15 protein-coding genes and 2 pseudogenes are annotated in these 22,715 nt (G+C 56.9%); 3 read left to right on the forward strand and 14 right to left on the reverse strand.

The window, feature by feature from the left end; genetic code table 11:
• The first annotated feature begins 26 nt into the window (after nt 1–26).
• Entirely contained in the window at nt 27–1,679 is a 1,653-nt protein-coding gene (locus AC1Q6Y_RS20860) for a DUF6119 family protein (protein ID WP_492625089.1), read from the forward strand.
• 198 nt (nt 1,680–1,877) lie between these two features.
• Here AC1Q6Y_RS20860 and AC1Q6Y_RS20865 read toward each other — a convergent pair whose 3' ends face one another.
• From AC1Q6Y_RS20865 to pmrG, 13 genes and pseudogenes are all read right to left on the reverse strand, one after another.
• Nucleotides 1,878–3,272, reverse strand: coding sequence for an N-6 DNA methylase (locus tag AC1Q6Y_RS20865; protein WP_492625065.1), 1,395 nt, complete (start codon nt 3,270–3,272; stop codon nt 1,878–1,880).
• 5 nt (nt 3,273–3,277) lie between these two features.
• Nucleotides 3,278–3,865 carry a restriction endonuclease subunit S gene (locus AC1Q6Y_RS20870; RefSeq protein WP_492625066.1) on the reverse strand — a complete coding sequence of 196 codons (588 nt, stop codon included), beginning with the start codon at nt 3,863–3,865 and terminating at the stop codon, nt 3,278–3,280.
• Nucleotides 3,831–4,043 carry a hypothetical protein gene (locus AC1Q6Y_RS20875; protein WP_492625067.1) on the reverse strand — a complete coding sequence of 71 codons (213 nt, stop codon included), beginning with the start codon at nt 4,041–4,043 and terminating at the stop codon, nt 3,831–3,833. Before AC1Q6Y_RS20875 ends, AC1Q6Y_RS20870 begins: the two co-directional genes overlap by 35 nt.
• Nucleotides 4,044–4,323: 280 nt before the next feature.
• Nucleotides 4,324–7,512, reverse strand: coding sequence for a type I restriction endonuclease subunit R (locus AC1Q6Y_RS20880; protein WP_492625068.1), 3,189 nt, complete (start codon nt 7,510–7,512; stop codon nt 4,324–4,326).
• Between the two features lie 40 nt (nt 7,513–7,552).
• On the reverse strand, nt 7,553–10,102 hold the full coding sequence (locus AC1Q6Y_RS20885) for a phospholipase D-like domain-containing protein (RefSeq protein WP_492625069.1): 2,550 nt from the start codon (nt 10,100–10,102) through the stop codon (nt 7,553–7,555).
• Nucleotides 10,095–11,741, reverse strand: coding sequence for a hypothetical protein (locus AC1Q6Y_RS20890; protein ID WP_492625070.1), 1,647 nt, complete (start codon nt 11,739–11,741; stop codon nt 10,095–10,097). The genes AC1Q6Y_RS20885 and AC1Q6Y_RS20890 overlap by 8 nt, the downstream gene beginning before the upstream one ends.
• A gap of 110 nt (nt 11,742–11,851) precedes the next feature.
• Nucleotides 11,852–12,802 (reverse strand): GIY-YIG nuclease family protein, encoded by a 951-nt coding sequence (locus AC1Q6Y_RS20895; RefSeq protein WP_492625071.1) that lies wholly within the window; start codon nt 12,800–12,802, stop codon nt 11,852–11,854.
• Nucleotides 12,799–14,151 (reverse strand): restriction endonuclease subunit S, encoded by a 1,353-nt coding sequence (locus AC1Q6Y_RS20900; RefSeq protein ID WP_492625072.1) that lies wholly within the window; start codon nt 14,149–14,151, stop codon nt 12,799–12,801. The genes AC1Q6Y_RS20895 and AC1Q6Y_RS20900 overlap by 4 nt, the downstream gene beginning before the upstream one ends.
• Complete coding sequence (locus tag AC1Q6Y_RS20905; protein ID WP_492625073.1) at nt 14,148–16,067, reverse strand: type I restriction-modification system subunit M; 1,920 nt, start codon at nt 16,065–16,067, stop codon at nt 14,148–14,150. Before AC1Q6Y_RS20905 ends, AC1Q6Y_RS20900 begins: the two co-directional genes overlap by 4 nt.
• Before the next feature lie 82 nt (nt 16,068–16,149).
• Nucleotides 16,150–16,283 (reverse strand): annotated as a pseudogene (locus tag AC1Q6Y_RS20910) (IS5/IS1182 family transposase); the annotation flags it as partial.
• Between the two features lie 343 nt (nt 16,284–16,626).
• Entirely contained in the window at nt 16,627–16,890 is a 264-nt protein-coding gene (locus AC1Q6Y_RS20915) for a hypothetical protein (RefSeq protein ID WP_492625074.1), read from the reverse strand.
• Between the two features lie 513 nt (nt 16,891–17,403).
• Nucleotides 17,404–18,231, reverse strand: a complete 828-nt coding sequence (locus AC1Q6Y_RS20920) for a phosphatase PAP2 family protein (protein WP_492625075.1) — start codon at nt 18,229–18,231, stop codon at nt 17,404–17,406.
• Nucleotides 18,232–18,262: 31 nt separating this feature from the next.
• On the reverse strand, nt 18,263–18,934 hold the full coding sequence (pmrG, locus tag AC1Q6Y_RS20925) for a lipopolysaccharide core heptose(II)-phosphate phosphatase PmrG (protein ID WP_492625076.1): 672 nt from the start codon (nt 18,932–18,934) through the stop codon (nt 18,263–18,265).
• 394 nt (nt 18,935–19,328) lie between these two features.
• Between pmrG and AC1Q6Y_RS20930 the strand changes: the two are divergent.
• Together AC1Q6Y_RS20930 and AC1Q6Y_RS20935 are read left to right on the forward strand one after the other, a co-directional pair.
• A pseudogene (locus AC1Q6Y_RS20930) lies at nt 19,329–20,207 on the forward strand (methyl-accepting chemotaxis protein); the annotation flags it as partial.
• A 201-nt stretch (nt 20,208–20,408) separates the two neighbouring features.
• Complete coding sequence (locus AC1Q6Y_RS20935; protein WP_429520837.1) at nt 20,409–21,113, forward strand: methyl-accepting chemotaxis protein; 705 nt, start codon at nt 20,409–20,411, stop codon at nt 21,111–21,113.
• A 205-nt stretch (nt 21,114–21,318) separates the two neighbouring features.
• Here the strand turns inward: AC1Q6Y_RS20935 and AC1Q6Y_RS20940 are convergent, their stop codons facing one another.
• Complete coding sequence (locus AC1Q6Y_RS20940; RefSeq protein WP_492625077.1) at nt 21,319–22,692, reverse strand: DUF1329 domain-containing protein; 1,374 nt, start codon at nt 22,690–22,692, stop codon at nt 21,319–21,321.
• Nucleotides 22,693–22,715: the final 23 nt, after the last annotated feature.

Raw genomic sequence — 22,715 nt, forward strand, 5'->3', positions numbered from 1 at the left:
ACACAAGGAATAGTGCTTTGCCTAACGTGGAAAAAGTCAGGACGTTATCAATTCGGCTCCTACGCGAGGAGTTTGATATTGCGGAGGCGTTCAAGGACGAGTATTCGCCCGGTACTGGAAGAGTCCAGCTCAGGCGTAGCGACTGGCCGTTAGTGGAAGGTGGCGAGCTGTTTGTGGGCCAACTATTCACGAGCCGTCCAAGCTGGCTCGGGTTCTTGGAAGAGCAAGCAGGGCCTCAGCCTGAGAACCTGATTGCTAGCGGTGCCGGAGGCGTCCTGTTTTTGCCTACAGATGACCGCATTTTCGCCATCTGCTTCGGGCATATTCATTTTGCTCTTAATGACGAAGCATTCGAACGCCAGTTTGGCCTTAAGGTCACGCTTAACTCAGTGCCGCGTGATGGACTGCGGACGCTGGACCTGGCGACACCAGATGCCGTCACATTCCAGAAGCGAGTGCAGGCTAGCAAAGACAGTGATTTGCAGGACTTTGGAGTAGATGTTCTAAGAGACCTCGCGCGTGTAGCGGGTGGTACTCCCAGTGATGTGTCCTTCGCAAGATTTGCAGCCGGCCGTGACACTCTTTCGATTACGTGCAAACTAACGTCAGAGACTCTGGCGGATAAGTGCGAGCAGGTACTGGCTGTCTATCGAAGCGATACGTACAAGCAGCGATTCCCGTGGATCGACAACATGCAGGTTGTGCGGATAAAGGAGACTCTCGCTACCCTCGACGGCCACTTGTTCGAGGCAATTAACTCATTGCGAGCAGGGGATGAGAGTGAGCTCCATATGGCCCCCCCAGAGATTGTTGACTATGAGGAAGGCTGTCTCCTTCATTACAACGGCTTCGGCAGCAGTGGTACAGATTTTCACAGCCTGTCGATCGAAGACTATGTGGCGGAACTAAATCGCTGTGAGTTCGATGGTACGATTGATGACATCCGCGAGCGCCACTACATCAAAGCCAAGGCCCCAGATGCTGAGGTGTTCAAGGAGCAGTGGCGGGTATACCACTGCTTTACCTTCGAAACCAACCTCAGAGCGGATGACGAGGATCGCAGCTACGTGCTTTTCGCTGGGCACTGGTACAGCGTAGACCGCAATTTCAAACGACAGGTCGAAGCTCGTTTCCAGGCTATCCCTCGGGTAGATATCATAGGGCCGACCGAGTGTCGGAACGAGCGAGAGCTCATTGCAAATCTCGTTGAGCATCGTGAAGACCTGCTATGCCTGGATCAGGTAAAAATCAATCCGCAGGGGGTACGCTATGCCAACATCGAACCGTGCGATTTTCTGTCCAGCGATAAACAGTTTATCCATCTGAAGGACGGCCACTCTTCGGGGCCAATAAGCCACCTTTGGTCACAAGGTGTGGTGAGCGCGGAGGCGCTTGTGAGCGATGCAGATTTTCGCAAGAAGCTGCGCAGCGTAGTGCGAGGGCTTCGTAGCGAGGCTGTACGCCTCTTGCCTGCAATCAATGGTCGTGTCGTCCGAGCCGACTACACCGTCGTCTATGGCGTAATGCGCAAACCCTACAAGAATGGTGAACTCGATCTGCCTTTTTTCAGCAAGGTGAGTCTTCAGGCGGCCGTGGACCGCATTGATCAGCTCGATATTCCCGTCGCGCTGGAGATCATAGCCAAACCTGCCAACGAGCAAGACGAAGGAGAAGAGTAGAGATAGGGTAAAGCAGCAGGTCTGCAGGGCAAGCACACCGCGACAGATCCGCAATTACTCTCTCCAGATTATTACCTGAAATCAAAGTTTCAAGTTGCTTGCTATAAATTGCCACTTCAAACCCACGGCAAACGTCGGGTCAGTAAAATTCTCCTCGGCTCAACCACCGTGCTGCAAGCCAGAAACCCACGGTTTAAACTAATCAATACTGTCTCGACTCAGCAGCAATCTCATCTCTTGCTGCAATACGCTTAGCTCGAACTGCAATTTTTCTTGTCGCTCCAATAGTGTAGCCATAGATTCCACTGCCTCTACAGCAGGAGGCGCAACATATCTAGAAACCGTCAGATTCCAGTCATTCTCTTCCAAATCCTTAACAGGAACGCAACAAGCAAGACCATTAATATTTTTTCGCTCTGCATACAATCTTGAAACTTTATCTATCGCATCTTTCCCCAGACGATTCAGGCGTTGACTTCTCGAAAAAAAACTTGACCCATCAATAAATAGCACATCACTGAAGGCTGAAGACTTCCTCATTATCAAAATATTCGCCGGTATGGCAGTACCATAAAATGACATTGCAGGAATTGAAATAACGGCATCCACATTATTCTCTAACAGCATCCTCCTTCTGATTTCCCTCTCTACTCCCCCTCTGAATAGAACCCCCATAGGCACAACCATTGCTGCTCGACCATTCTTATTCAAACTGAAAAGGACATTCTGGATAAATGCAAAATCCGCATTAGCTTGAGGAGGCAACCCATAGCGCAGAAAGTCAACGGATCTTTCGCCATCCCAATGACGAAGTGAAAAAGGCGGATTTGCAAGAGCCAAGTCAAACCTTCCGTAAATTTTCTCTTCATAATCCATACGGGCTAGCGCATCACAAACTTCTATACTATCCACACTAACTCCGTGGACATAAGCATTTGCCATTGCTATAAAAGCTGTCTCAGCAGACCGTTCCCGCCCTAAAACATACAGCCAATTCCTTTCCGATGACTCCTTAACTTTATTGATAGCCCCTATCAAAAACTCTCCGGAGCCACATACCGGGTCATATAGCTTTTCTCCACTTTTAGGATCGAGAAGCTGGACCATCAAACTTACTATTCCGTCAGGAGTAAAGAAATACCCTCCCTTATTAGAATTTCGCTCAGCCAACTCTACCAAGAACCACTCAAAAAATGCGGCCAACCCATCTTCGTGATTACACTCATTAAAAGAAAAACACCTAAACTCATCCCAGAGCCTAACCAACTCACTCCTCTCCGACATATCAGAGCTGAGGACAGGCTGTATTTCACTCCAAATACTTAGAATGGAATCTGAGAAAAACGAACTTGATTTACTCTCAACTATCCGCGTAATAACCGATGCCAACGACTCCACATCGCTCAACTCATCAATATCCGAGTCTTTAACCAAGCCCTCTCTCGCTTGAATACTCCGCTCCTCATCAAGTGCTTTTTTGCAGACCATAAAGAGCAACAAAACCTTTACTGCATCCAGATCCGTTCCGCTCAAGCGCATACGCTCAATACTTTCCAGCACAAACGCTTTCAAACCAGCAAACGAAATACCCATACCTATCAGTCTCCACCCAATATTTCGTGCGCAGCACTTGCCACCATATTCTCTCCATTAAAAATCAACTCACGCAACGTATCCCTCTGCGCACACCAATTATGATAAATATCAACGATTTGCTTTTGCTTTTTCGGGCTTGGAACTGGCACCGATATTTCAAGTAAATTCTTAACACTTATATTGGGTATGCTTGCGGAGGTTCGTATGGACTCAAGTAAAACACTACCCTTAGCTGAATTAAAAAACCAATGAAGGTACTCCAAACTCACCCCTCCATCCTGCCTCGGGCGAATTATGGCGACTTGGTTTGTTGTGGTGACATTACCGCTCTCCCCTCTAAACACCATGGCTTCAGTTCGCATACCTCTCAGCGGCAATAGCAAATCTCCGACCTGGAGCTTAACCTTCAATTTAGAGGGCTCGATATCAGCATAAGGGAGGGAATTTATATCATTCAGCTCCCCCTCCCGGACGTCCTTTATCTGAATCAACCTAACGCCGCTTTCGGGGCTGTCTGTCTCCGCCCGCTCCCGAAAAGTCTGACCTAATGAGACATCAGCGATATGAGAGAGTATTTTTTTCGCCACCATTGATTAACTTCCCATGTTCAAATTTTTTTATATCTACTTGCAGGTTTCTAGTTTCACTGCCATCAGCATGTACCTGCCACGAACGATTGAAGCCGACCTCGATATTGGGGCTGAGAGCAAGGTAGACCACAAGGGAAAGATACGTCGGGGGGGCTAATTTCAATCGTTTTCGTTTCATTCAATCTCCTTGCGTGTCTGCCAATAGTCAATTCGATCCGTCGCAATCGCAGAATGCAACCATACTGCAGTCGACTTGAAGGCCATGCTAAGGGAATGCCAGTGAGCCGTCAATGCAGTATTTATGCATTCTGCATTTTTGTACGCAAAAAGGTCAGCTTGAAGAGACAAGCCTTACGAGATGAAATGCACCCTACCTAATCCAGAGGGGCGTCCAGCGATTCGACAGCAAATAGCTTTCAAAGCCGCTTGCCCCCTCAAGGTTGAGGACTAGCCGATCTCTACTTACTCGGCCTCGCTAGGTCAAAGAGCTCTGCCCCAGGATCTTTCTTCAACAGCTCGTACACCACTGTCAGGAACACCTCGCGCGTCGATTCATCGCTGAGCAGCTTGGTCGCCATACTAGTGTGGCTGCTCATGGCGGCGGCGATGGCAGAGATGGCTTTTGAAGGCAGGTCGGCCTTCATGGTCTGCTCCATGGTGTTGTTCTGCACCTGGGCCATCACCACGCTATCAGCGCGCAGCTTCTCGGAAACGTGCACAGCGAACGCCACCTGGTCGGTGTCGGTGATGTCCTTGCCGAAGGCGTTGTTGAGCTTCTCGATCAGTTCGGCGAGGTATTTTTTCTCGCGGTCGCGGGCGTCGCGCAGGCCGTTATCGGTCATACCGTAGAGGCCAGGAGTTTCAGCCAGCACGGCGACGCCACTGAGGTTGCTGCCCTTCTTGATCTTGTAGTGGCTGAGTTTAAGGTCACCCAGATCCACCTGTTCGGCGGTGATCCCCTTGAGCCGCTTACGCAGTAGGCGCGCATAGCTGGCAAACGCCTCCAGGCTTGGGTCGTCGAAGTCAATCAACTGGGCTATGTACTCGTAGCTGCGCACGAATTTGGTCAGGCTCTCGCTGAAGATCATCAGCTCATCGCGCGCCTTGCAGTACTCCGCACGCTGCACGTCGGCGTACTCCATATCTTTGTCGCTGCCCTCGTCATGGGCCTTTTCCCAGGCTTTTTCCCACTGGTCGATGGCATCGTTGAGCGTCTTCAGCTTTCCGTTGAAGCGGTCGGTGGCTGACTGTGTAAGCGAGAACAGCTTCTGGTGCGTCACCTTCGGATCGACGATGGCATCACCAAAAGCCTCCACCTCAGCCTGCTCATAGATGAACATGCCATCCAGGCGCTGCTTGATGTCGTAGACGATGTTCGGATCCTGGATGTCGGCCACCTGGGCATCACGATAGAAGGTCTTGAACGACGCGAGTATCTCGTCGGCCTTGTTAGCGAAGTCGATGACGAATGTCTTGTCCTTCCCGGGGAAGGTGCGGTTCAGACGCGAGAGGGTCTGCACGGCCTCCACACCGGATATTTTCTTGTCCAAGTACATGGCCACCAGCTTGGGCTGGTCGAAACCAGTCTGGTACTTGTTGGCGACGATCATCACCCGGTAGTCCGGGGTGTCGAACACCTTGCGCATATCGCGGCCATGCAGGCCGGGGTTCAGGTTGGTTTCACTGAACTGGTGATCCTTGGGCAGTCTGGGCTCTTCCACATCCGTATTAGGCACCTCACCTGAGAAGGCCACCATCGCCAGCACGTTGTCGTAGCCCTTGCGCTTGCAGTATTCCTCCAGCGCCAGGTGGTACTTCACCGCTGCAGCACGCGAGCTGGTCACCACCATGGCCTTGGCCTGGCCGCCGAGCAGGTGCGCCACGTTTTTGCGGAAGTGCTCGACGATCAGCTCGACCTTCTGCCCCACATTCACCGGGTTGAGCGACAGCCACTTGGCCAGCTTGCGCCCGGCGCTCTTCTCGTCCACGCGCTTGTCATCGACCATCTCGCTGCCGATTTTGAACGCAACCTCGTAGCTGGTGTAGTTCTTCAGCACATCAAGGATGAAGCCTTCGTCGATGGCCTGCTGCATGGTGTAGAGATGGAACGGTGCGGGCGGGTTGTCGGTGCCAACCGGCTGCGCCGGATTGCTCGGACGGCCGAACAGGCTCAGCGTCGAATGTTTGGGCGTGGCGGTGAAGGCGAAGTAGCTAGCATTGCCTGGGCGCGAGCGCGAGCTCTGCCACACGGACAACCGCTCCGCCTTGGAGAGTTTTTCCCACTCAGCCTCGCTCTGCCCAGTCAGTACATAACGTAGGTCATCCGCCGTGCTGCCCCCAGTGGAGCTGTGCGCCTCGTCGATGATGATCGCGAAACGGCGATTGCGCAGGCTCTGCTCGCCGAGGATGGCCTTCTGCGCATAGGGGAACGTCTGTAGGGTACAAACGATAATTGGCACACCATCGAGCATGGCCTTGGCCAACTGCTGGCTCTTGGGCAGATTCGACTGTTGGCGATCGATAGCGCATACCACGCCGGCCTGGTGCTCGATCTGCTGGATGGCATCCTGCAACTGCTGGTCAAGCACCTGGCGGTCGGTCACCACAATCACACTGTGGAAATACGGCTCACCGTCCGGACGGCGCACACGAATCAGCGAATGCGCGGTCCAGGCGATGGTATTGGTCTTGCCCGAGCCGGCGCTGTGCTGGATCAGATACGGTTGCCCTGCCCCTTCTACCCGCACCGCGTCGATCATCCTGGTCACGCCTTCCCACTGATGGAAGCGCGGGAAGATCAGGCCCTCCTTGAAGTAGGTTTTGCCGTTGACGTCCTGGGCTTCCTTACGCTCCTGCAGCACGAAGCGGTGGAAGATGTGCAGCCAGTTGTCCTTTTGCAGCACCCGCTCCCAAAAGTAGCTCACCGGGTAGCTACCGTTGTCACCCGGAGGGTTGCCGGCGGCGCCATCGTTGCCCCGGTTGAATGGCAGGAAGAAGGTCGAGTCGCCGGCCAGCTTGGAGGTCATGCGTATGTCGCTATCGCTCATGGCGAAATGCACCACCGCGCCACGCTTGAAAGTGAGCAGCGGCTCCAGGCCGCCGCTCTTGCGCTCAGGACGGCGGTCCATGCAGTACTGCTGCATGGCGGCCTGGACTGACTGGGTGAAGTCGGTCTTCAACTCCACCGTGGCCACTGGAATGCCGTTGATAAAGAAGGCCAGATCGATCTCGTCGGCCTTGTCCAACGAGTAACGCAGCTGTGGCACGACGCGCAGCCGATTGGCCGCATAGCGGGCGATCACCGTGTCGTTGCGCGCGTCCTCGGGCAGCGCCTGGCTCATGGCCAGGGCTCCGCCGCCGGCCACTGCAAAGCCATAGCGCAGCACATTTACCGTGCCTCCATCGACCTTGTTCTCCAGCTGCTTGACCAGTCGATCCAGCACCACATCACGCGTGCCTGCTCCATTCATGGCGAGGATCTTGGCCATGGCCGCAGGCTGGCTGTCCTCCAGCCAGCCCAGCACATCCCCAGGGAATAGCGCCCGAACCTGGTCATACTCGGCGGACTTGCCCACCCACCAGCCGGCAGCCTCAAGCTGCTCGACGATATGGCGTTCCAATTCGCATTCATGGTGGATGTGGCTCATATATTCAGTCTCGCTTCTCTACTGGTTATCCAGCTACAGCTCAATTCGGGGCGTAACTTGCTGGCTGTGTCGGCCTCAGCGCAACTACTCGGTCACGCTTAAACTTCCGTACATCATCGAAATCCCAAAAGCCGACGTTATTCTGATCAAGCTCAACGATGACCCTCGGCTGATCATCCAAACCATAAATCCTGCAGTATCCGCCGAGCTCAAACTCGTCGGTCTCCTTCTGTCCCTGCGACCAAGAGAAACCATAAGCAAGATGCAGGATTAGCCATTGCTCTGCCTGAATGGAGGCGCTCGGAGTTGGCTTGAGTGTTCGCTGAATGCTTTCGCGCAGCTCTGCACTGGCATCCTGGTCTGCAGCGATTGACGGCATCAGCCTCAGGAACACCGCATTCGCCTGCAACCTACGGAGTTTTTCATCCGTACCCCACATTAGGCTGACCTTGGCCGTCAATTCATCACCCAGGTCCCAAGCCAGCCAAACCAGCAAGGTAGTTAGCTGCATCGTCTCATCGGCATCGTCGTCGATCGACTTGTCGATCACTTCGAGGAGCCGCGACCCCGAACCGAGTAAATACCTAATGCTTTCATCGAGGAGATAACGACGATCTCGCTCTTCCACGAGATCCTGCCCGGTTGCTCGCCAGCGTTTCTGCTTGTCGAGATGGCGTAGCTCACGAATCAGTGCCAGTACCGCAATCAGCTGGATCGACGCACTGACTTTCCTTGACTCGTCCTGACTGGCCAGCTTCAGTTGCTCGACCATTTTTCTGCTCAACGCCCTTGCCTTCCTGGCAACGGCCAGGGCAATTTCAGCGTCCCAGAACTGAGGCTTCTCGACTGGATCGCTCGTCTCATCGCCGCCATCGTCCTCCTGGCCAACCTGTTCCTCTTCGCTCCGCCCAGCCCGGTCGACCTCGACACTCTGCACCTCGAGACCGTCGCTCAGGCGTCGCATGAGCACATCGATCAGATAAGCCAAATCACCGGATTTCAACACACGCTGTTTGCGCTTCATCCGAGCCATGTCGCTCACACTGATCACCAACGATGTCGGCCCGTCCTCAACTGGAAGCGCATCCTTTTTATCCCGACACTCGCGGATTGCCATCTGGATCTCGTGATCAGATTGCTTCGCGAAGATCACCCGCTCAACGGTGGCGATGACCCTCGAAATATCGGCCTCACTCGAGCCCAGCTCGCTGAGTGCCGAACGAATCTGGTACTGCCTGGAGGACCGGGAGCTCGCATCAATGATCGAGGGGTGCAGAATCATCGCCCGGGCGATCGGCTTGCCGCCATGCTCCAACAGACAGGAGCGAATGTCTGTCACCTCAACATTGGTTCTTAACACGACTTCGTCGTCACGTAGTTCCAGTGGGGCAAGCGTCTCCATCTTCTCCTGATTCGGGCCAAGCACTACGGCTGCAGTTACCGACATCTGTTCGCCTCGATAACTGATACGTATCAGGCCACTACCCCCATCCGAAAAGCCCGAAAGCAGTGGCAACGATGGCTGCTGCTCGATCTCGATGGCCTTGTTGCGCTCCTGGATCGCAGCGAGCGCCTCTGGCGCAAGCTCGGGCAACTCGAACAGGGTGAGCATCGAAGTGGCCTCAGCAGCGCGTCGGGCGGCAATGCCTGCCTGGAGCACTACGGCCTCGACATTGCCATTCGCAGCATCCATCCAGGCGGGACGGCTGGGGTTCGCACTACCACTGACAAACACATCAGCCGCAGCGCCATGCGTTTCAAGATAGAGCACCTTGGCATGTAGATAGCCGGCCCGATCAGCAACCTCTCGCGCATCCACATACCGAACGATTTCGCCGTCATAGCTGCCGGGATGCTGGACCGAGTCGGGATCGATACCCACCACGATATCTGCAGCGGGCCAGCGGGCCTTTAACTCCTTGAGCAGAGCCAGCTCCCGATCGAAGAACGCCCCCAGCATCGCAATCCTCCTGACCGAGGCTGTAATCCGCTCAGCAACTTGATCGATCAGCGCCAGCCCTCTCGAACCTTGCGCCAGCACCGCAGGCGAGCCCATGTCTCCAGCCGTGGCAATCAAAGGGCTGATGAAACGGCCAATTGCCAGCGCCGATTCCAATAGAGGTTCAGGAGCCTTGCCGCGTTCCAGCTCGATCCACTCACGGAGCATCAGCCAGACAGCCTTGAGAACGGCGGTACCATCACCATCCTTGGCACCGCCAACTTCGATCCAGTTGGTGATTTCGCGGTTGAAACCGAGCCCCGACAGCGTGAGATTGTGGCTGCCGACCAGAATTGATGCCTTCTTTGCCCCCAGCAACAGACAGACCTTCGGGTGAAACGCGCCGCTCACGCCAATCGGTAGCAGCGTGTAGGCATGACCAGCCAGACGAGGCCGGGTCGCCTGGCTTTCCCATGAGGCTGCACATTGGCCCCGATCCATCAGCACCACGTTATGCCGGCATCCAGCTGCTACCAGCTTGCGCAGCAACACTTCCTCGTAGAAAGGCAGAGTCGCGTTGAAGGTGGTGATCAACGAGGCCTCGTAACCTCCACGTTTGATCACGTCTAGAAGGGAGACGTCGTCAGACACTGGCAACCTCCATCTGCGTCCGACCAGATGCAGTCAGCCTGGTCATGTGGCTGTCATCACGCGCCAGCATTCCAAGGTCGCGAAGAATCTGCACCGCCTGCCGGAAACGAGGAGTGGTCTGGGATGGCGGCGGGACCTGGTCACCCACAACTTCCAGGCCTCGCTCGGACGGTCGCAAATGGAAGGTCGAGCGGTTGGACTGTCGGAGCTTGCGCAGTGCCACTCGAAGATGGGTATCCAGACACCAAACGACCAGATCGGTAACCACATGCTCGAGAGACATCGTCATCCAGCCGACACCACGGCTGCGGAAGCTGATGAGGTTGATCGGATAGTCCCTGAGTGCCTCATAAGTAATTGCCAACCCTGAATACGGCTGCGCCCCTGGATCATCGCGAGCAACTAACATTGCCAGCAGGCTCAGGCTGTTTGAAAGCAGCGGCGCAATATCCACGCCCGGCTGCCAGCCACCAATCAACTGCCAACCCAGCTGAATCTCATGCGCGTCGTTTGTCCAGTCAGTGAGCGCCGGAGCGTTCGCCCTGCTGCTGGCAACCAGATCTCCAAAATTCCCCGCCCCCAGATTACTCAGTACTCCGGCAACAGTTGCCGAGCCGGCAAACCAGTCAGCGAACATCTCGACGCTATGAAATACCCGCCGCTGCGCCGCCGATTGCGGTTGCAGTTCCTGTAGGCAGATGGCGAGTATCGTCTGGAAGGCCACCGACATCAGGTCATTGCGCACATAGACAGCCCAGTGCGCCTGAGTGGATCGCAAGGCATCGGGAATTTCCCACGCAGCACCATTAGGCAGAGTGACGCTATAGACACAGGCTCGGAACACATCCTCGGTCAGATCCCATCCGTTCGGCAGGGCTTCCGCCAGTTGCTGAATCAGACCCAGGCTTCGGCGTCGCTGAGAGCCTTCCTCTGAATAGCGGTTGCCTGTATCGAAGAAAATATCAGTGAGCTGCTGATGCTCGCGTAGGCTGCCAGCAACGTTGCAGGCACAGAAACCGCTCAGCTCGTCGAGCTCTTCGAGTGTCACCAAGTCGTTTTCTACAACCTGCCAGAACCGCTCACCAGGTACAGACGCATCGACACTCTGCGCCAGTGGCGCGCCATACTGGCTGCTATAGAAACTCCAGGAACGGCCGGACGACTCCATCAATTGCAGATCGGCCAGAGTGCCCGCGTAGTACTGCGAAAGACCACCTAGCCGATTCATGAAGTAGCGCTGTGGCGTTTCCTCGGTCGTCGCGTAGAGCGATAGCCGCAGTGGTTCACCGGTTTTCAGACTGGCGAGTGAGGGAACCAGCTTGGTGCGACCGACCATAGCGACGCCGTGTCGCTCGTTGTTGTGGTCGGTCACCTGTGCGTGCTGCTCGGCAATCAGGGTGAATAGGCAGTCTGCACGCCGAAACCGCTCGACAAAGTGGTTGTAGTCATTCTTCGCATAACGCTGGTCATAGGACCATACCAACCAAGGATAGAACGAGTAATAGCGCGCCCGATCAGTGACATTGGTAATGCCAGGCAGTAACTGGCCATAGATCATTACGCAGGGCGCCTGAGTGCCGAGGTGATCAATACCGCCACTTGCATAGGGTGGTTTCAACCAGCTGGTGGTGAGTTTCATCGACGCCTAATCCCTTACTTCGACAAATCCAAAGACCGAATCTAAATTACCTGGCGTATACGCTGATGTTCTCGTAGTCCAACACGAACAACCGCTGCGGCTGCTCGATCTTATTCATTGAGCAACTCATTTTCTGCCTTCACACCAATACCACTCAGTTGGCTGTCCTGCCAGGCGGCATAAGTTTCGCCACTACCCTCAACCAGCCAAGATATTCGACCACTGGCTGCACGACCATACACAACCGCTGCTGCGGCACTCGGGCTACTGAAGGCATAATCGTCCTTGAACATTAGGTACTCACTTCCGTCACTGATCATGACACCGTCACTTACCAACTGCTGGTACAGGTTCCGGTAGTTGTGATCCGCCGTTCCTACCCACTGAGCTCGAGCTCGGGACCCCTTCAGTACAAAGAACTCACCATCAACCTCTTGTGCTTGCGCACGCTCCTTGCTCTTTGGAAGCTGTAATGCAAAACGCGGCGACTGGCTAACCGGTTGCTCAACTGGTGCCATAACGAGCTTGGAGGGTTTGATCAGCTCGCGCAGGAAGTCGAAGCCCAGCACTGGCAGCACGATGCGGATCTGCTCGAGGAAAAACGCCATGTCCGCACGGTCCGACTCAGGCAAGTTGGTGTAGCTATGCGCTGTGCCATTGCCTACTACACAGCGACCGGTTTGACTGGCGATCTGGATTAGTTGGCTCTCCAGATACTTGGCATGGGCCTTGGTCAGGTTTTGGTCCTTGCTGGTAATCAGACAGACACGCTCCCAGAAGTCCTTGCCACCCTGCTCTTGCGGACGGTTATGTTGCTTCAGACGCTGGGCCACATCATCAGACTCGCCGATATACACCCGGATACGCAGGCTGTCGTCCGGGTCGGGGCCGACAAGAAAGTAGACGCCGGTGCGCGCACATTCGGGACGCTGCACCAGCTCGGCCAATTTGGAGCGTGGGCCGGTCAGCACATGGCCGGTCCAGTTCATGATCTCGGCGGTGAGCAGGCCATTGGGCGTGCCATCCACCAGAAACAGACGCAGGCTACGGCCCTGGTTCATACCGCCTCCCGCAGGTCGATCTGGCCGGTGACGGCGGCGGTGATTAGAGCCGAGCGGCGCTCTTTCAAAAGAGCCACACTGAACGTCGCCTTCTGTTCAATCTTGATTAGACGTTGACTCTGAGTCGCCAGAGATGACAAGAGCTGTTCTTGCTCAACGGTTGAAGGAGGAAGCGCCAAAGGGAGACTGCCAAGAATGCCTTCATTGAGGTTCGCCATCGTTGCCCCCACAGACGCCAGATTCAGCCACTCACGGGCATATCGCGACTGTAGGACAGTGTGGAGATATCCAGTGAGGACCTGACTAGGATTGGGACGCACTCGTAGCGATCCCGTACCGCAGATCCAGCCATCCTGCTCATCAAAGATAACCGCAGCACGACCAAGCTCTCCACGACGCGCAGTAACCAAATCACCTGCGCGCATTGCCCAGAAACTCAGCCGTTCTGCAGTGTCTGCCGACACTGTGATATCCGGATCTGGACTGCATTGCTCATCAACAATGTGCGATGGATTGATCACGGGAATTCCTCCCGTGACGTAGTCCTCATTACCCAGTGCCGTACCAAACGGCCCTGTGGAAATGCTGATGCAGATGTCACGGAAGCGTTTAATCACCCAATGCTCCGGCACCTCTCCCAGCCACTCCACGCCGGAGTCTTTCATCTTCACGTTCGGATCGAGGCCCTTGGTGACGGCGTGGGTGATCAGCGCCTGGCGTTTTTCGCGCAGCAGTTCGATAAAGCGGGTTTTCTTTTCAATCAGCGCGTCGATGCGGGCGGTTTCGCGGTCGAGGCGGCTTGCAATCTCATCGACCTCTTCTGCATGCGGTAGCGCAATAAACATGTTGCCGATTTGCTCAAAATTGAGCCCCTCTCGGCCTGCACCGTTCTGGGAAAAATCAATCTGTGCTTGGACAGCCTTGCTCGGAAGGCAAAGCGAAATCCACTTTGAGGCTACAGGCGGCTCACCACGAATAATGCACACATGCTGATTCACATTGGCTCGCTCAAATACCTCAGGCACCTGGCAGGAACGACCAATTGATGCACCGGTTATGTTCAGCAATACATCACCCGGCATCACCCGAGATCCCTTCATTTCTTCGTCGACCTCATCGGAAATGAAAGCGGCGTCATCCAGCCGAAGGCCATCTTCATAGACGTTCTGGCTGCGGAGGAACAGTACTCCGGCATCTTGATATACCTCGGCACCGCCCGACGGGGTTTTCCCACTCCCGATATGTGAAGCCAGATACTTCAGCTGCTTGACCTGCCAATGCTCCGGCACCCTTGCCAACCACTCCACCCCGGAATCCTTGTAGGCCGGATAGGGCTTGTAATGGCTCATACCGTTACCTCACCCAGCAGCGCGGCAATCTCGGCCTCCACGGCCTTGAGGTCAGCATCGATCTCGGCCAGCGGGCGTGGCGGCTGGTATACGTAGAAGTAGCGGTTGAAGTTGATCTCGTAGCCGACGATGCCGATCTGGCCGTCCTTCGCATCCGTCTTGCCGGTATCGATCCAGGCATCCGGCACATGGGGCAGCACTTCGCGGGCGAAGTAGTCGTCGATGCTCTGGCTGAGCGGTACGTTTTCGAACTCGCGCAGGTCGGAGTCGGCCTGCAGGTTGCCCTTGTCGTCCAGCACCGGCTGAGCATTGGCGTCGCGCTCACCGAAGCAGGTCAGTGCGGCTTTCAGTGCGCCCTTGCCGAGCTTCTTGATGCCGGCGGCCAGGAGAAAGGCCGCCAGGCTGTCGAATTCGCCCTGCACGCCGGCAAAGGCCTCAATCTGATCGGCGCCCTTGGTGTTCTGATAGGCGGCGAGCTTGTCCGGGGTGGCCGAGAAGCGCAGGCGCAGCGGGCGCTCGACGGTGATGCGGCGGTAGCCAAAGTCCGTGTTGGCGAAGATCTTGGAGTTCGGGCCTTCCTCTAAGGCCTCGTGCAGCTTGGCGATCTCGGCAATCTGCTCGTCCGAGAGGTATTTGCGCTTGCTGCCAAGGCTCTTGCGCATCGGCGCATGCATGGCGCTGGCGTCGATCAGCTGCACCCTGCCCTTGCGCAGCGCGTCTTTGTGGTTGGACAGCACCCAGATATAGGTACCGATGCCGGTGTTGTAGAACAGGTCGTTTGGCAGGGCGATGATTGCCTCCAGCCAGTCGTTCTCCAGAATCCAGCGGCGAATCTCCGACTCGCCCGAACCAGCACCACCATTGAACAGCGGCGAGCCGGACAGCACGATGCCGATGCGGCTGCCGCCCAACTCCAGCGGTTTACGCTTGGACAGCAGGTGCATGAGGAACAGCAGCGAACCATCGCCCACGCGAGGCAGGCCCGCGCCGAAGCGGCCGGCGAAGCCTTGCTGGCTGTGCTCGGCCTGCACCTGCTTCTGGACGTTCTCCCACTTTACGCCGAACGGCGGGTTGGCCAGGCAGTAGTCGAACTGCTCATGGGGCAGGTGATCGTCGGACAGGGTGTTGCCGAGCTTGATGTTACGGGTGTCGTAGCCCTGGATCAGCTTGTCCGCCACGGAGATGGCGTAGGTTTCCGGGTTCAGCTCCTGGGCGTAGGGCACCAGGCGGGCATTGGGGTTCCACTCGTAGACCTGCTCGATGGCCGAAGACAGAAAGCCGCCCGTGCCGGCGGCGCAGTCGTACACGGTGCGCACCACACCATCGCCGTTGAGTGCCTGATGATCCGGCGCAAACACCAGGGTGGTGGCCAGGCGCACCACATCGCGCGGGGTAAAGTACTGCCCGGCATCATCGTTGGATGACTCGGCAAACTTGCGGATCAGATGCTCGAAGACGAGCCCCATTTCGTGATTGCTGATTTTGTCCGGGTGCAAATCGACTGCTGCAAACTTCTGCGTGACCAGGTACAGCAGGTTGGCTTTCTCCAGCTTCTCCAGCCACCGGTCAAAGGCAAAGTGCTCGAACACCTGGCGGGCGTTGGCGGAGAACTTGGCGATGTAGTCTTCCAGGTTGGCGCGGGTGCTGGTGGAGCCCACGCTGTTCAGGGAAAACTGCGAGACGTTGTAGAAGGTTGCACCGGCCGTGGTCGGCAAGATCAGGTCCATGTCCACGCCACTGGCCTTCATTGCCTCATACTGGCTGCGTACCTTGCCGCGGGTGGGTTCCAGCACACATTCCAGACGACGCAGTACAGTTAACGGCAGGATGATGCGGCCGTACTCGGAGGGCTTGAAGGCTCCCAGAAGCAGATCTGCGATATTCCAGATGAAGGGGGCCAGGGTCTGCTGGTTCACGCGCACGTTCCTTACACAGAAGCAGGGAGGGCGTGCTCGCCGCATCCCTGCGAGGTATATGTGATCAATGCCACACCTTAACCGGTTGGATAGCTTCGAGCCAGTATCGGCAAACGGCTAAGGTGCTGATTTCATCGATCTCTGCCAGGAAGCGCTCACGGCAGGTTTGCTTGCGCTTATGGGCGCACTCCAAATCGGAAAGCTCATCCGACTCATCGGGTGGCGCCTATTGAGGATTGATGGAGGGCAACTCAGCACAGCTCATCTAACCAGCGCTGACTTGTTCAGAGGTGCCCTAGGAGAGCGCAACAGTAGGGATGCAACTCGGCACCTACCGTCCTCTCTGCGTCGTCAACCCGATACTTGCGTTATTCCAAACGGTATTCCAAACACATTTTCAAACAAAAAATAGCCTTTTAAATCAATTTATTGGGGAAACGATTCAGATCACCCCGGCCCACCAATTGAGACACCAACGAAGCCCGCCCAGTGCGGGCTTTGTTGTTTCTGGCTGTATCGCAAGCCCTGCAACCGTCTGAAACAGGACCCACGCCAACGATCAGTACTTGATATCCCGGGCTGTGCGACGGGTATCCTGCTTGGTGCTGCGCTTGTCCTGGCGACATTCCACGTTGCTCTTGTCATTGCCCTTTCTGCATTCATCCTTGGTTTGCCGGGCAGTGGATCGCCCTTCCTGCCTGGTATCGCGAGCTTCACGCCGCTGTTCACCCTGCTCGGTCGCGTAGACGGATAGCGTCACCCACTGCACGCCAGCGGCGATGAGCAGCGTCGCCAGGGCTTTCAAGTAGTGCTTGCGAATCATGATTTTTCTCCAATTCAACATCGCTCGGTCGCTTCGTTCGCTCCCCCAGGCATTCAGCTAAAACGTGAGTTACATCGTACGCCCACAACTCACAAAAACACTTTGTGGCAGGTAAAATCTGACGATAGGGTCACATGGACAGTCGCGCAATGCCGCTATGTGCATGGTTGCAATATGGGCACCGACCCGAACCTCCTTGTTTCCAGGTAGTGGCGTCGAGTCGATGCCTGACAGACAAACCGGTCGGAAGCAGACTTTGCCGCGGATCATTTGCCGTAGCTATGCCGCAAGCTCTGGTACAAGGCTTTGATCCAGATGAATTTTTCTTCACCCCACGGTTGCGTTACTGCCTGTACATTGCACTCGCTCATTCAAGAAACTACGGTTTGCCCGCCCTCCCGCGGGCTTTTTTTTGTCTGCGAATTCGCAATTCGAGACTTACTGAAGGTTTCCTCGAGCAACAAAAAACCCGCCCCCCCTTTCGAGATGCGGGTTTTGCGGTTCGACACCAATTCAATTCGCTGCCTGGATCTGAGTCGCCGCCACCGGTTGTTGCACTTTGGAGAGCACGGGCTGTTCCAGCCTCGCTCGCCCGTAGAACGCCAGCGCCGTCAGTAAACACGCCAGCCATACGAAGATCCCGGCCCAGAAGGTGTGGGACATGTAGTGCCACCCTTGCAATACCCGTGTGGTGCCATAGATGAAACCGAGGGTCAGCGAGCCGTACATGATCGCTTTCGAATAGCGCCAGCGATAACGGCGAGCCACGAAGTACAACGCCAGCATGGTGAAACCGCCCGACGCATGTCCGCCCGGCCAGCAACGCCCCTCGCCAGCGACTTTCAACAGGTCGAAATTCTCATACCACTCAATGTGCTCCATTTTGCCGCCGTACAGGGTCGTCTCGATCGGGCAATACACGCTCGTGTGGCCCTTGAGGTAGTGAATGACCCCGGTGCTGATGGAGAACGCGAACACCACGTAGAGAAAGTCGCGTCGATGGCGATTGGCAAAGCGCAGCACCGGTGCGACTTTGATTTTTTCCAGGAAGGCGATGATTTTCGAGTGCTTTTCAGCCTTCAGGCGCGGCCAGAGAAACGACAGCAAGGCACCGATAATCGCTATTTCTCCGGTCCAGTTCGGAATGATCCGCGCCCATTTGTGGGTGATTTTTTCGAACAGATGGACCTGGTCCAACGGGTACGTCTGCGTCACCGGATCAAAAAAGTAATTGTTGAAGGCGATGTCGATGCCGGTCATGTCGAACATCAGGAATACCGCGACCGCGCAGGCCAGCGGGATACCAAAATTCACCCAGTAAAAGCGGGAAGCGGTCTGCATGCTCAGTCCTGATTCAAAGGGATGGTGAATTTCAACGGGTCGTCACCGTCGGCCAATCCGATGCTTCGATAAAGCCAAGCATGCGCGGAGTCTGCGGCGTTTCGGCGGAGATAAACAAAGAAGCTCCGTAACCCAGGGTCGAGGTCGGCACATGGAGGTCTTTTTCCAGTTGGTCCATGCATTCGCTGTGGGTCACCAGAATCAGGTTACGTCCGGCCACCTTGTGCGCCAATGCGTCGCGCAGCATGGTGCCCCTGCAACCGATCAGCCAGTCTTCGCCCGTGCCGACCTTGTTGAACATGAAACCGGCGGTCTGCGCCGTACGCAGGATCGGGCTGTTGTAGATATCGGCCTTGTCCAGGCCCAGGTTCTGGAAATGCGCACCGACACCCATGGCGACACTGCGCGAGCGCTCGGTAATGCCATCGTTGCCAACCAGGCAAGGCGCCGAGGAGTGATCGCAGCGCTCGACGTGGCGCACCAGAACGATCAGGTCGCCCTTGGCCCACCCGGTCATCAACGCCTGTGCACCGGTCACATTGCCGTGAGCCAGGTCCGCAACGGCAGCAGGTCGCAGCAAGAACAGCACCAACGGGATCACCAGCAACGCCGAGACCAACACCACCGCAGCGTTGCGATAACGGGCGAAGCGGTTCAGATCGATCGAGCGTTTAACCCCAAAAAGACTCAGTCTTAATTCCACATCAAGCCGCCTCGCCGGCACGCACTACCTCATCAGATACCGGCAGGTTAAGGAAACCCGCGTCGGTGGCTGGTGAAACCCATGTGAAAAAAAGCTTAAAGGCGCTGTAAACGTCTTGTTACAGAACCGTGTGGAAAAAACCTTTCAGCTCCCGGGATTGCTGCCGATACATCCTGCTTACACCGCTTGGCGGCTTCCAAAAAAAACAATCTTCCAGCCAACCGACGATAAAGAAGTACCAAGTTCCTGGAGGAATGAGATGAATAGCTGGTTCGGCAACATCAGCGTGAACCTGAAACTGGGCCTGGGGTTTGGCCTGGTCCTGGCACTGACCTGCGTCCTGGCCCTGACCGGCTGGACCAGCCTGGGCGGGTTGATCGACCGCAGCAACTGGATGAGCGACATCACCCAGCTAAACGCCGGCCTGACCAAGCTGCGCGTGGTTCGCCTGCAATACATGCTGACCAACGGCGACGAAACCGCCGCGCAGAACGTGCAGACCACCCTCGACGCCTTCTCGGCCCAGCAGCAAGCCCTGCTGGCGAAGTTCAAGAGCCCGGAAAACCTCAAGCTGCTGCGCGAGCAAGGCGCCGTCATCGACGCCTACAGGACGTCCCTGGGCAAGATGCGCAGCGCCTATCGCGCCGGCAACAGCGCCCGCGACGCCATGAGTGCCAACGCCGAAACCGCCAACACGCTGATCAATGACATCAATACCCGCGTGCAGCAAATGCCGCTGAGCGACCAGCGTTTCGAACAGTTCCAGGCCATAACGGCTGCCAAGGAAGCGTTCCTGCTGGCGCGGTACGAAGTGCGTGGCTACACCGCCAGTACCAATGCCGAGACCGAGCAAAAAGCCGTCGGTCAACTGGACGCCACCATCGCCAGCCTGAAACCGCTGAACGTGCATTTCGCCGATTCCCAACAAGACGCCTTGCGTCAGCTGGAAACCGCGCTGGGCAACTACCGCAGCGCCTTGCAGACCTACAAGGCCGCCAGCAATGACGCGGTGCAGGCGCGTAAGGAAATGACCGAACAGGGCGCCGCCATCGTGTCCCAGAGCGATCAGCTGTATCAGATCCAGCTCGACCGCCGTGATGCCGAAAGTGCCCAGGCCCGTACCCTGCAACTGATCAGCACGTTGCTGGCACTGCTGGTGGGCGTCATTGCCGCCGTGGTCATCACTCGCCAGATCACTCGCCCATTGCGCGAAACCCTGGCGGTGGTCGATCGCATCGCCAGCGGTGACCTGTCCCACAATGTGCTGGTCACCCGTCGCGACGAACTCGGCGTCTTGCAACAAGGCATCGCTCGTATGGGCGTAACCCTGCGCGACTTGATCAGCGGCATCCGCGACGGCGTGACCCAGATCGCCAGCGCCGCCGAAGAGCTGTCGGCCGTGACCGAGCAGACCAGTGCCGGGGTCAACAGCCAGAAAGTCGAGACCGATCAGGTCGCTACCGCCATGCACGAGATGACCGCCACCGTGCAGGAAGTCGCGCGCAACGCCGAAGAAGCCTCGCAAGCCGCTGCAGCGGCGGACGGCGAAGCCCGTGAAGGCGACAAAGTGGTCAACGAAGCCATCGCCCAGATCGAGCGCCTGGCCAGCGAAGTGGTGCGCTCCACCGAAGCCATGAGTGTGCTGCAACAGGAAAGCGACAAGATCGGCAGCGTCATGGACGTGATCAAGGCCGTCGCCGAACAGACCAACCTGCTGGCACTCAATGCCGCCATCGAAGCGGCCCGTGCCGGTGAAGCCGGTCGTGGTTTTGCAGTGGTGGCCGACGAGGTCCGCGGCCTGGCCCAGCGCACGCAGAAATCCACCGAGGAAATCGAAGGCCTGGTGGCCGGTCTGCAGAACGGCACGCAACAAGTGTCCGCCGTGATGAACAACAGCCGCGTCCTCACCGACAGCAGCGTGGCCCTCACCCGCAAGGCCGGCGAGTCACTGGAGAACATCACCCGCACGGTGTCCAACATCCAGTCGATGAACCAGCAGATCGCCGCCGCTGCCGAACAGCAAAGTGCCGTGGCCGAAGAGATCAGCCGCAGCATCATCAACGTGCGCGATGTGTCCGAGCAGACTGCTGCGGCGAGCGATGAGACCGCCAAGTCCAGCATTGAACTGGCGCGGTTGGGTGGTCAATTGCAGCAGATGGTGAGCCACTTCCGCGTCTGACGTTCATCGCTCGCTGAATCGACCATCCAATCGCGAACAGGCTCGTCCTGTAGGAGCGAGCTTGCTCGCGATGGTGGTCAACGATAACGCGTGCATTCTGAATGACCGCGGCGCTGGCAGGTACTTCGCGAGCGAGCTCGCTCCTACAGGACCGGTTTTCCGCGATTGAGGTCTGACTGACTGCAACTTTCCAAGACTTACGCCCTCACCGCGTCCCGCGCTGGCGCAATGCCGACGGCATGAAGTACGCGTCTTCGGGCACCGGCTGGGCAAAGTCCACTGTGCCCGGCTCTTCGTTATCCAGGTTCTGCACGTAGTAACGACGCGCCTGCAAGTCATGGAATACGTCCAGCGCACTCCAGGTGGTGGGCAGGTCGTAGAAGTTTTTCAGGTAGGCCATCGACACCCGCCACAACTCCCCACGCCCGTCATATTGATCCACCAATGCGGCGCCCCAACTGTCCTCGTCAAGAAACAGCACGCGCTTGGAATAGATATGCCGCGCGCCCGGCTTGAGCGTGCCTTCGACCACCCAGACCCGATGCAGCTCATAACGGGTGAATTGCGGGTTGAGGTGGCCCGGTGTGAGCAACTGCTCGTACTTCACCTCAGGGCTGCCGACCTTGTAATTGTTATAGGGGATGTAGACCTCTTGCTTGCCCTTGAGCTTCCAGTCGTAGCGGTCTGGCGAGCCGTTGAACAGGTCCGTATCGTCCGCCGTGCGCAGGCCGTCGGATGAGGCGATCGGGGTGTCATACGCGAGGTTCGGCGCCCGGCGCACACGGCGCTGGCCCGCGTCGTAGACCCAGGCCTGACGCGGGTCCTTGAGCTGGTCCAGGGTCTCGTGAACCAACGCCGCACCGCCCGCCAGCCGGGCCGGGCTCTTCACGAACGCCAGGTAATAGAACAGGATGTTTTTCAGGTCGGCAAACTGCCCGCTCGGACGGTAATAGTTGAAGAGCCCCTCCTGCTGCGAGGTCACGAGCGCGAAGCTGCCGTTGCGTTGTACCGGCGCTTCGGAGGCACGACGGACCACATAGATACCGCGATAACGGGTGATGTGGTTCCACAGCACCTCGATGCCATCCTTGGGCACCGGGAACGGCACACCGCCATAGGCATCGTCAAAACCGGTGCCGCCATCGAGCAGCTTGGCCGAGGTCGCGTTTTTCAAGGTGTTGTCATACAGCCACTGCGGCGCCGCGCCCGAGCGGCGAGAGGGATAGACCGGCATCTGGAAGGTGTCGGGGTAGCTGTTGAACAGTGCGATCTGACCCGGGCTGAGGTGGGCCTTGTACTGTTCAAGGGTGGCCTTGGTGATGGTGAACAGGGGCTTGTCCGCCGCATACGGGTCCAGGTGATGCTGGCCCGGCTTGTAGCCCGCCGGTGCCTGAGTGATGCCGCCGTTCCAGGCCGGAATGGTCCCGGCCGCATTGCCGGCACGCTCGGCCCCCAGCGGTGTCAACGTGGTTTTCAATTGCTCGGCCTGCTGGGGCGAGATCGCGGCCAGCGCGTTGCCGGCGGCCAGGCTCAGGAGCAGCGCCAGCGTGGTCTTGGTCAGTTGTGGAAGGTCAAACATGGACGTTCTCCGAAATACAAAAA

This window comes from Pseudomonas sp. GW823-FHT06E10 (assembly GCF_058794995.1).